Genomic DNA, 11,028 nt, shown 5'->3' with positions numbered 1-11,028 from the left:
AAAGGACGCTATCGTGACAAATTTTTCGCGCGGACAAAAAGGCAAACTGGCCGACCTCGGCCTGGCGGCGCCCTTCAATGTGGTGCTCGATATCGACTGCGCCGGCATGGTGGTCGACATCTCCTGCTTCGGCCTGGACAGCGCCGACAAGCTCTCCGACGAGCGCTACATGGTGTTCTACAACCAGCTGGCCAGTCCCGCCAATGAAATCAGGATGACCCTGGGCGGGCGCGGCGCCAGCTTCGCCGTCAACCTCGACGCGCTGCCGGCCTCGGTCGCCAAGCTGGTGTTCGTGGCCGCCATCGACGGCGGCGGCACCATGCGCAAGGTGGGTGCCAGCAGCCTGAAGCTGGGCGAGAGCGTGCAATTCCCATGGTCGGGTGCCGATTTCCAGGATGAAAAAGCTGTCATCGTCGGCGAAATTTACCGGAAAGACGGCATCTGGCGCTTCGGCGCGGTCGGCCAGGGTTTCAATGGCGGCCTGTCGGCCCTGCTCAAGCATTTCGGCGGCACCGAGGCGGCACCGGCGAGCGTGCCGGTCCCGCCCCCGCAGCAACAGCCACAGCCACAGCCACAGCCACAGCCAGTGTCGCTGTCGAAAGTCACGCTCGACAAGCGCGGCGACAAGGTCTCGCTCGACAAGCGCGGCGGCAGCAAGGGGTTCGGGCGCATCCACGTCAACCTGAACTGGAACCGCGGCGCCAGTGGCGGCAGCGGCAGCGGCAAGGGCATCGACCTCGACCTGGGCTGCATGTACGAACTGGCCGATGGCCGTCCGGGCCTGGTACAGGCGCTGGGCAACGTCTGGGGCGACTTCGACCGTCCGCCCTACATGCGCCTGGCGGCCGACGACCGCACCGGGCGCTCGGCCGAAGGCGAAAACCTGGCCATCAACGGCGACCACTTCCACGACATGAAGCGGGCCCTGATCTTCGCCTTCATCTACGATGGCGCGCCGAACTGGGCCGCCACCGATGGCGTGGTCACCATCAACATGCCCGACCAGGCACCGATCGAAGTGCGGCTCGACCAGGGCGGCAATCAGATGATGTGCGCCATTGCCATGATCGAAAACCGCGGCGGCAGCATGCAGGTGACCAAGCTGGCCGAATACTTCTCGCAGCAAGGCCGCGAAAGCGGGCACGAGCTGATGGACCGGCGCTTCGGCTTCGGCCTGCGCTGGACCACCGGCTCGAAGGAGTGAAACTGCGCGCCGCCGCAGCGCAAGCCGCCTGCGGCGCCGCCGTGCCGATCCGGCACCAGTGCACCGTGGGGGGCGGCCACCCGCCCCCTCCTCATCACCTCATCGCCTCATCTCCTCATCTCCAGAACTTTTCGTCACGATACCGGGTCTTAACTCCATAGGCCCAAGTTCGCGGGCACGCGAAATTTAACATTGTCGGCGGCGTTAAGACAGCGGAGCGATGGTGCGCTTCATCGCTGTCGGACCGGCGTCCTTCTCGTACCCGTAGACATCATCGGATGGATGAAACATGCAGACTCAGGTAATCCGCCAGAGTGGTGAGCTCCTCGTTCTCGCTCTTGCCTATTACATTACCGCCCGATTCGGCTTGCTGCTGGCGCTTTCCCCTGGCTATGCCGCACCCATCTGGCCTGCCGCGGGCATTGCGCTGGCCGCGGTCCTCATTGCCGGCAATCGCATTGCGCCCGGCATCTGGCTGGGCTCGTTTCTGGCCAATGCCGCGGTCTCATTCGATGCCGGCAGCACCGCTTCGCTCATCAAATCGCTGCTCTTGCCAGCCGCGATCGGCGTTGGCGCCAGCCTGCAGGCCATTGCTGGCGCAACCCTCATTCGCCGTTTCGTCGGTTTCCCGACGCCGCTGGACCGGGCACGCGATGTCATCACGTTTCTCGGCCTGGGCGGGCCGGCCAGTTGCGTCATCAGTGCCAGCGCGGGCACGACAATGCTGGTACTCGCTGGCAAGGTGCCAGCTGACGGTTACTCCTTCACCTGGTGGGCCTGGTGGTTCGGCGACGCCATCGGCGTACTGGTGGCCACGCCGCTGGTACTGACCTGGTTCGGACAGCCGCAGGCACTCTGGCGGCGCCGGCGCAAAACGGTGGCCCTCCCGATCTGCCTGGCATGCGCGGTGATCGTGGGCGTTTTCAACGGCGCCAAGGAACCGTATTTTTCTCCACCGCATCTTCGGGTTGCCTGGTCGGTGCTTGCCGGCGGACTGGCCTTCACCGGCGTGCTCGGTGCTTTCCTGCTCGTGACTAGCGGCCACGCCATGTTATTCGAGCAATTATGCAGCCAACGCACGCATGACCTGGAGCGTACGCGCCGGGCCGAGCAGGCCGCGCTTCAACTGGCCGCCATCGTCACCTCTTCCGACGACGCCATCATCAGCAAGGCGCTCGACGGCACCATCGTCAGCTGGAATGCCGGCGCCGAGCGCATGTACGGCTATGGCGCCGCGGAGATGCTGGGGCGGCCGATATCGACGCTGATCCCGCCCGAGCTGGCCCACGAGATGTCCGCGATCCTGGAGCGCCTGCGGCGCGGCGAGCGCATCGAACACCTCGAAACTGTGCGGCTGCGCAAGGATGGTAGCCGCATCGATGTGTCGCTCACCACCTCCCCGATCCGCAACGCCGAGGGCGTGATCACCGGCGTGTCGGCGATTGCGCGCGACATCAGCGAGCGCAAGCGTGCCGAGGAAGCGCTGCGGGACAGGGAGGCGCGCATCCGGCGCCTGGTGGACGCGAACATCATCGGCATTTTCATCGGCGATTTGAGCGGGCGCATCAGTGAAGCGAATGATGCCTTTCTGAAACTTTCTGGCTATTCAAGGGAAGACGTGCTGGCGGGAAGGTTGCGCTGGACCGACATGACGCCGCCGCAATACGATACGGCCGATGAGCATGCCCTGGAAGAACTCAAGACGACCGGACGCTGCACCCCGTACGAGAAGGAATACATGCGCAAGGATGGCCGCCTCGTTCCGGTACTGGTGGCCAGCGCCCTGTTCGAAGGCGTGCGGGAGGAAGGCGTGAGCTTTGTGCTCGACCTGACCGAACGCAGGCTGGCCGACGAGCGCATCCACCATATGGCCGATCATGATGCCTTGACTGGATTGCCCAAACGCACTTTGCTGCAGGACCGCATGCATCAGGCGATCGCCTTCGCCCACCGCAACCGGAGCCGGGTCGCGGTGTTGTTCATCGATCTAGACTACTTCAAGAATATCAACGATTCGCTGGGCCACTACATCGGCGATCAAGTATTAAAAATGGCGGCCATCCGATTGCAGCAATGCCTGCGCGAAGGCGACAGCGTTGCCCGGCTGGGCGGCGATGAATTCGTCCTCATCCTGCCGTTGCCGGGTGACAGCGGCGACGCCGCGCGGGTGGCGCAAAAGGCGCTCGACAGTCTGGCGCAACCCTTCAATGTCGAACAGAACCAGTTGCATCTGGGCGGCAGCATCGGCATCAGCGTGTATCCCGATGACGGCCTGGATGTCGACTCCCTGATGCGCGCCGCCGATACCGCGATGTACCACGCCAAGGAAATGGGGCGCGGCAATTTCCAGTTTTTCACTGCTGCACTCAACCAGGCGGTGCAGCAGCGCCTCGACGTCGGCAAGCGACTGCGCCAAGCCCTGGCGCAAGATGAGTTCATCCTGCATTACCAGCCGCAGGTGGCAATGGAAAGCGGCACGATATTTTCAGCCGAAGCGCTGCTGCGCTGGCAGCCGCCGGGAACCCAGCCGATTTCCTGTGGCGACTTCATCGCGAACGCGGAAGAGTCCGGCCTGATCGTGCCGATCGGCGAGTGGGTATTGCGCCAGGCGTGCCGGCAACTGAAAATCTGGCACGCCGCGGGCCACCCGGAGCTGAAAATGGCCGTCAACCTGTCGCCCCGACAACTCGAACAAGTGAACTTTTGCTCCCTGGTCGGGCAAATTCTGGACGAGGCTGGAATTCCCGCCAGCGCCCTCGAACTGGAAATTACCGAAAGCATCCTGATGCAGCGCAGCGAATACAATCTTGCCATGCTGACCCGGTTGAGCGACATGGGAATCGAGCTCTCGGTCGACGACTTCGGCACGGGCTATTCCAGCCTGGCTTACCTGCAGCGTTTTCCCGTGCATTCGCTCAAGATCGACCAGTCGTTCGTGCGCGACATCGGCACCGACCGGAATGACACGGCCCTGGTCACGGCCATCATCGCCATGGCTGGCAGCCTGCAACTGGGGGTGATCGCCGAAGGCGTGGAAACCCTGCAACAGGCACAGTTTCTAATGACTCATGGCTGCCATGCGGCCCAGGGCTTTTATTACAGCAAAGCGGTGCGCGCCGATGCGTTCTCGGAACTGATCGAAGATCAATTCGTGCTCCCGGCCTGACGCCGGAGTGGCACGACGTTTGCAGCGACGCACCGGAGTCGCACAGAAGACCGGCGGGCCGGCCGCTGGTGCTCAGTTCACGCCCTCGGCCGCGACCGGCTCGGTCTTGCCGATCTGATACCAGTCCACCTTGCGGGTGGCGACCATGATCGCGCCCAGTACCGCGAACAGCAGGATACTGCCCAGTACCAGCGCATTATTCTCCGAGCTGAGCAAGCCATACAGCGCGCCGTAGAGCACGGTCAGCGCCACGCCGAAACCCAGTCCGCGCATCCGGTTGCGCAGCACGAAACTCAGGTAAAAACCCAGCAGCAGGATGCAGGCCGTGCTGGCGATCAGGTACGCCGTGATGAACGGGATATGTTCCGACAAGCCCACCAGCAGCAGGAAGAACAGCACCAGCGCCAACCCGACCAGCAGGTACTGGACCGGGTGAATCGGCAAGCGCTTGAGGATCTCAAAAATAAAGAACGCGGCAAAGGTCAGCGCCACGAACAGCAAACCGTACTTGGTGGCGCGCCCGGCCAGCGAATACACATTCACCGGTTCGATGAAGGCCACGCTGAAGCGGTCGGCGCGCGCATCGGCGCCCGGGACCACGGGAATAGCGGCGGCGATGCGCTCGGCCGGCGTGGCGTTCGCGGCCGCCGCAGTGCCTTCCTGCAGGGCACGCAACTGCTGCTGGGTGGCGGTCGACAGCGAAGCGATCGACCAGTTGGCCTTGAAGCCATCGTCGCTGATGCTGCGGTCCTTGGTCGATGGCAGGAAACGCCCGCCAAATTGCGGATGCGGCCACTTCGATGCCAGCGTGATCTGGTTATTGCGCGCGACGGGCGAAAAATGCTGGCGTTCGATGCCGTCCAGGCCCAGGTTGAAAGCAAAGTTGACGCGCCCGCTCTGCTCCATGTCCATGGGCGGCAGATCGGCATGCAAGCCGCTGCCGAGGGCGATGCTGCCGGTGCCCTGCTGGAATTCGATCGGCTGCTTGCCCCAGGTAATGGTCGGAATATTGCGGATGCCGCGCACATCCTCGATCCCGACCGCGATGCTGGCCTGGCCCACGGTAATGCGCGAGAGCGAATTGGTGCGCGGCAGGGAAGACTTGAGCGGCAGGTCGAAGTCGCCCGACAGCGCGTGCTGGCCGCTGTAATACAAGACCCGGTGGATGCCGCGGTAACGGTAATCGGTATCGAAGCGGCCATCGAGCGTCAACTGGTTCGGAAACACCAGGTGCACCCGGCTGACCGAGCGCCGCACCGTTTCGGTCTTGCTGGCGGCATCGGTGGTGGCGGGCACGGTCACATCGAATTCATCGGTGTACGGGATGACCATGACGGGACCGATGATCGACTGTTCGCGCACCGAATCGGCGGCGATGCTGGCCACGGCCTCGGCGCGGAATTCGGAGCGGTCGTGGATGGTCCCCTGGATCATTGCCAGCAGCAGGCAAATCACAAGGGTAAGCGCCAGGATGGCGAGTATTTTGTACAGCAGTGTTTTTTGCATAAAGGCTCCCGATTGGTGATGGAGCCAGTGTAGGGAGCGTGTATGCGCTGGGTATGCGCTGCGTGTGAAGTGGCCCCCATGAAAGTTTCCTAACCAGGGTCAGACCGCCGAACAGAAAGATTTCCTTATTGAGGTCTGACCCCGGTTAGGAAACTATGACGATGGGCAAACAGAGCCTGGCGCAGACGCCGTGCGGCTGGACGTTGTCGACCGTCACCCGGCCGCCATGCAGCGCCATCACTTCGCGCACGAAAGGCAGGCCCAGGCCGGTGCTTTTGGCGCCGTCCGGACGCGGCAACGAGTAGAAGCGCTCGAACAGCCGCTCGCGCGCGAACTCCGGAATGCCATCCCCGCAGTCGCTCACGCTGATGACCGTTTCATCGCCCATTTGCTCGGCCCGCAAGGTGATGACCCCGCCCGGCGGGGAAAAATCGATCGCGTTGTCGAGCAGGTTGCCGACCGCCTGGCGCAGCAGCAGCGGGTCGCCCTTGACGATCAGGTTGCCGACGATGGCCTCCAGGGTCAGTCCGCGCGCCAGCAGCCGCGCCGACACGTCCGCGCGCACCTGCTCGCCCAGTGCGCGCAGCGGCACCGTTTCCGGGGCGCTCAGGCGCTGCTGCTTTTCCACGCGGATCAGCGCCAGCAGCTTGTCGATCAGCTGCTTCTGGCGCAGGTTCTGGTTGAGGATATTGCCGAGAAAATGCTGGCGCTCGGCGGCCGGCATGTCTTCCTGCATCAGCTCGGCCGAACCCTGGATCGCCGCGATCGGACTCTTGAGCTCGTGCGCCAGGGTGTGCATCAGTTCTTCCACGTATTCCTTGCCTTCGAGCTGGTGACGCATCGCTTCGAGCGCGCGCCCGAGCGTGCCGATCTCGTTGTTGCCCAGCGCCGGCAAGGTGGCCTTGCGGCCGGCCTCGACATCGGCGATGTACACCATCAGGGTGCGCAAGGCGCGGTTGAGCCACCAGGCGAAGGCCACGCCGATCAGCAGCGACAGCCCCAGCAGCACGGCGCCGCGCTGCAGGATGATGCGCTGGCTGCGTTCGACGAACGGTTGCACGGTCGAGACCGGCTTGGCGACGGTCAGCACGCCGATGATCCGTTCGCCGTCCATGATGGGCGCGGCCACGTGCATCACGGCGCTGGTGTCGTCGGTGCCGGCGTCGCGCGTGCTGCGCGCGCCGTATTCGCCGCGCAGGGTGAGGTAGACATCGTTCCAGAGCGAGTAATCCTTGCCCACATCCTTGCCGCTCGAATCGAAGGTGACGCGCCCGTGCTGGTCGGTGATGTAGACGCGGTAGTTCAGGCTGCGCTTGTTCAGGCCATCGATCTCGACATCCACATGGCGCCTGGCGAAGCTCTGGATGCGCGCGAGCATCTGCGAGTCGCCGATCTTGCCGGCCTTGACGTCGTCGGCCACCACTTCGGCCAGCAGGTGCGCGGTATCGACCAGGGTGTCTTCGAGGGTGGAGCGCACGCCCGGCTTGACCTGGGCCACGAACACATTGAGCAAGAACCACGCCGCCAGCCCGACGATCAGAAAGTAGCCGAGCAGGATGCGCAGGCCGATCCTCATGCGCCCGCCAGGCTGTAGCCCATCCCGCGGTGGGTCTGGATCGGGTCGTCGGCGGGGTCGACCTGGCGCAGCTTGGCGCGCAGCGACTTGATGTGGGCGTCGACGGTGCGCTCGAGCGTGTCGGGCGCGTCGGCCCAGACCCGGTCCATCAGCTGCGCGCGCGAGAGCACGTGTCCGGGATGCTCGCACAGGGCCTTGAGCAGCAGGTATTCGTAGCGGGTCAGGTCGAGCACCTGGCCGCGGTACAGGATGCGCGCCTGGGCCGCGCGGATGTCGAAGCGCCCGCCGGGCGTGGCGGCGGGCGGCGCCAGGCGGCGCAGCACGACGCGGATGCGCGCCACCAGTTCGCGCGGCGAAAACGGTTTGGTAACGTAGTCGTCGGCGCCGATTTCGAGCCCCACGATGCGGTCGATCTCGTCGCTGCGCGCGGTCAGGAAGATCACCGGGGCGTTGCAGAACTGGCGCAGCTGGCGGCACACCTCGAAGCCGTTCATGTCCGGCAGGCCGACGTCGAGCACCACCAGCGCCGGCAGGGCGGCCGGGTCGGCGCCGCGCATCGCTTCCAGCGCCTGCGCGCCCAGGGTCACATGCCGCGGCACGAAGCCGTCCGTGCGCAGGGCGTAGGCGATGCTATCGGCGATCGCCAGTTCATCTTCCACAATCAGGATCGTTACAGGCATGCGCTTCCGTTCATCGTGGTCATGGCGACAGTATCCGGGGCGGGCGCGGGCCAGTCAACCGGCGGCCGGGCGCGGCGCCCTGCCCGTGCGCCACGCTTGTCGGAAAATTTTACAAAAGTTCATGGGATTTCTTAACGGAAAATCCTAAGCCGATGATACCAAACACTAATTTCCCAATGGCATGTTCTTTGCTTGGCATATATGCCACCTTAACCAAACTATAAGAAAGAATATCGTGTCAGCAAAAACATTCTTCGCGTTCGCCCTCGTTGCCTCGGCCTGGATCTCCAGTGCCCACGCGACCATTCTCACCACCACCTCGCGCGGCGTGATCAGCAGCGTCTACCAGAACACGCTGGATGAATTCGGGCCCGGCAACCTGGTCGGCAAGCGCTACCAGATGACGCTGACGTTCGACGACACCGGCGCCACCCACGACCACTACCTGAACCAGTACGACGGCCTGTATGGCTTGAATCTGTTCAGCGCCAGCATCACCGTCGACGGCGTGACGCGCAACTACCGCCGCACCGGGCATTTCCAGCAGCAGACCGCCAACGGCGCCACGGCCGGCAATGCGTGGGGATCGGACCAGGCGTTTGCCGGGGTGAACTGGACCACGCGCGAAGAAAGCATGTACGCGTATCACGGCATCGAATCGGTGCAGCACTTTTTCGCCGGCGCCAACGCCAGCCTGACCACGCCCTTCTCGACCACGGTACGTCCCGACCTGTACGACTACACGATGAAACAGGCGCAGTTCGGCTACAACGATGTGCTCACGGGCCGCTCCACGGTGTTTTCTGGCGATATCGAGGAGTTTTCGATGAGCGCCGTCACGGCGGTGCCGGAACCGCTCAGCCTCGGCTTGCTGGGACTGGGGGCGCTGGCGATGCTGGGTGCGCGCCGCCGCACGCGCCAGCCGGCCTGACCGGGATCAGCGCGGGGCGCCCGGGCCGATGGTGCGGTCGAGCAGCTTGAACAGGGCGCCGTAGAATTTCTCGCGGTTGTCCTCGTGGTAAATGCCATGGCCCTCTTTTTCCAGGATCATCCACTCGACTTCCTTGTTCGCCTCCTTGAGCGCCTTGTGCATCTTGCGGCCGTGCGCGACCGGCACGCGCCGGTCCCACTCGCCGTGGGCCAGCAGCACCGGCGCCGTGATGCGCGCCGCGTTCTTGAGCGGCGACACCTGCTCGAACGCCTGTTTGTCACGCCCTGCCCCGCCCACCAGGATATTCATGCTCAAGCGTCCGGTCGCCCTGGCATTGGTATCGGAATCGTCCTTGAGCATGTACGCAATATCGCTGACGCCGGCAAAACTGGCGCCGCAGCGATACAGCTCCGGTGTCTTGGCCAGGCCCCACATGGCGGCATAGCCGCCGTAGCTGGCGCCGTAGATGCAGATGCGCTGCGGATCGGCATGGCCCTGCTCGACCAGCCAGCGCACGCCATCGCTGATATCGTCCTGCATCGCCAATCCCCACTGGCCGTAGCCGGCACGCATGAACGCCTTGCCGAAGCCGGAAGAACCGCGAAACTGCGGCTGCAGGACCGTGTAGCCGCGCGCGGCCAGCAGCTGCACTTCGGGATTGTAGGTCCAGCCGTCGCGCGCGGCAGGGCCGCCGTGGATCAGAATCACCGCCGGCTTGATCGCGCCTGTTTTGGCCGGCAAGGTCAGATAGGCCGGAATGCTTACGCCGTCGCGCGCGGCGTAGCGCACGATCTGTACCGGCCGCATGGCCGCGACATCGACCTCGGGATTGGCCGATGCCACCTTGCGCATCGTCGCGCTCGGCACATCGAGCAGGAGCCATTGGCCGGGGTCGACATCGCTGACGGAATGGATCAGCAGCTTCCCGGTCAGCTTACCCTCGATAAAGTTGAGGCGATCCGGCAAGGCGGCATCGACGCTTTTCTGCATGGCGGCCCAGGCCGGATCGAACCATTCGAGCGACGGCTTCATGCCGGCGGTGGCGACCACTCGGAACGAACCATCTTCCTCGGCGTCGGGAACTTGGATATCCTGGGTCGGGTGGCCGGCCAGCATGTCGGTGATGGTGCGGGTTTCCAGGCTGTAACTGAAGTAGGCGAACGTGTCGCGATCCTGGCGCGACCTTACCACCAGCGACTTCTGGTCGCGCGACAGGCTTTGCGGCCACCATTGCTCTTCGCTATAGCCGAAGGTGGCCAATTTTTCCCAGGGCTTGTCTTGCGCCGCCCGATACCAGTGGGTGATGCTGGTGTCGTCCGACCAGATGGCGGTGCTGATGGTGCTCACCACCCGGGCGTCGCCATTGCCGTCGAGTACCCACCACACCGGCTTGCCGGGCATATGGAAGTTGACCACCTCCGATTCGCCCGTCTTGAGCGTTATGCGGGCGATGTACGCCGGGGTACGGTACCGGTTGGCCAGGATCCGGGTGTTGCCAGCCGCGTCAGGAGTGATCTTGCCGATGAAGCGGCTGCCGAGGAAGGTGAGGTACTTCCCGCTCAGGTCGATCAACTCCACGCCATTGTCGGCATCGACCGCCAGCCGGGTATCGTCGGCCCAATCCACGTCGCTCGGGTTCGTCATAGGGGAACCTTTGCTTTCGAGAAAGCGCGGGGCCATGGTCGCCGTATCGATCAGCACCAACTTGCTGGCCTCGCCCTTGCGCGCGATCGCTGCGATGTGCTTGCCGTCCGGGGACAGGGTCATCGACAGGTAGGCCGGCAGGCGCAGTGCCTCCTTGATGCCCAGGATGGGAGGCTCGGCCCTGCAGGGAGCGGCGCCGAGGGACAGCAGCAACGGGAACAAGACACGCGCGTAACGCGGCAGCGAGAGGAGGAGGAAAGCGGTCATGGGAGCGGATCGATGGCGCACGGGCGGGAAGATAGGGCGCCAGAGTATAGACGC

At 64.2% G+C, this 11,028-nt stretch carries 7 protein-coding genes; 3 read left to right on the top strand and 4 right to left on the bottom strand.

Translation table 11 applies throughout. The features are described 5' to 3' along the window. Positions 1–13 precede the first annotated feature (13 nt). Entirely contained in the window at positions 14–1,204 is a 1,191-nt protein-coding gene (locus tag RBA40_RS13830) for a TerD family protein (protein WP_306648423.1), read from the top strand. Positions 1,205–1,493: 289 nt separating this feature from the next. Further along, positions 1,494–4,370 carry a bifunctional diguanylate cyclase/phosphodiesterase gene (locus RBA40_RS13825; protein WP_306648422.1) on the top strand — a complete coding sequence of 959 codons (2,877 nt, stop codon included), beginning with the start codon at positions 1,494–1,496 and terminating at the stop codon, positions 4,368–4,370. A 72-nt stretch (positions 4,371–4,442) separates the two neighbouring features. Here RBA40_RS13825 and creD read toward each other — a convergent pair whose 3' ends face one another. From creD to creB, 3 genes are all read right to left on the bottom strand, one after another. Beyond that, entirely contained in the window at positions 4,443–5,876 is a 1,434-nt protein-coding gene (gene creD / locus RBA40_RS13820; RefSeq protein ID WP_306648421.1) for a cell envelope integrity protein CreD, read from the bottom strand. A gap of 145 nt (positions 5,877–6,021) precedes the next feature. After that, positions 6,022–7,452, bottom strand: coding sequence for a two-component system sensor histidine kinase CreC (gene creC / locus RBA40_RS13815; RefSeq protein ID WP_306648420.1), 1,431 nt, complete (start codon positions 7,450–7,452; stop codon positions 6,022–6,024). Beyond that, the gene (gene creB / locus RBA40_RS13810; RefSeq protein WP_306648419.1) at positions 7,449–8,132 is read right to left on the bottom strand and encodes a two-component system response regulator CreB; all 684 of its coding nucleotides are present in this window, start codon (positions 8,130–8,132) and stop codon (positions 7,449–7,451) included. Before creB ends, creC begins: the two co-directional genes overlap by 4 nt. A 235-nt stretch (positions 8,133–8,367) precedes the next feature. Here creB and RBA40_RS13805 point away from each other — a divergent pair, with 235 nt between their 5' ends. Continuing rightward, complete coding sequence (locus RBA40_RS13805) at positions 8,368–9,063, top strand: PEP-CTERM sorting domain-containing protein (protein WP_306648418.1); 696 nt, start codon at positions 8,368–8,370, stop codon at positions 9,061–9,063. A gap of 6 nt (positions 9,064–9,069) precedes the next feature. On the opposite strand, the gene RBA40_RS13800 is transcribed toward RBA40_RS13805, so the two are convergent. Next, complete coding sequence (locus RBA40_RS13800) at positions 9,070–10,974, bottom strand: alpha/beta hydrolase family protein (RefSeq protein ID WP_306648417.1); 1,905 nt, start codon at positions 10,972–10,974, stop codon at positions 9,070–9,072. Positions 10,975–11,028 lie beyond the last annotated feature (54 nt).

The sequence above is a fragment of the Massilia pseudoviolaceinigra genome (assembly GCF_030846505.1).
GTDB lineage: Bacteria > Pseudomonadota > Gammaproteobacteria > Burkholderiales > Burkholderiaceae_D > Telluria_A > Telluria_A violaceinigra.
This window is presented reverse-complemented; position numbering and strand designations above follow the sequence as displayed.

Excerpts from the sequence above, each read along its gene's own strand:
- RBA40_RS13800 (WP_306648417.1), bottom strand. The coding sequence starts at position 10,974 with ATGACCGCTTTCCTCCTCCTCTCGCTGCCGCGTTACGCGCGTGTCTTG.
- creD (WP_306648421.1), bottom strand. The coding sequence starts at position 5,876 with ATGCAAAAAACACTGCTGTACAAAATACTCGCCATCCTGGCGCTTACC.
- RBA40_RS13825 (WP_306648422.1), top strand. The coding sequence starts at position 1,494 with ATGCAGACTCAGGTAATCCGCCAGAGTGGTGAGCTCCTCGTTCTCGCT.
- creB (WP_306648419.1), bottom strand. The coding sequence starts at position 8,132 with ATGCCTGTAACGATCCTGATTGTGGAAGATGAACTGGCGATCGCCGAT.
- creC (WP_306648420.1), bottom strand. The coding sequence starts at position 7,452 with ATGAGGATCGGCCTGCGCATCCTGCTCGGCTACTTTCTGATCGTCGGG.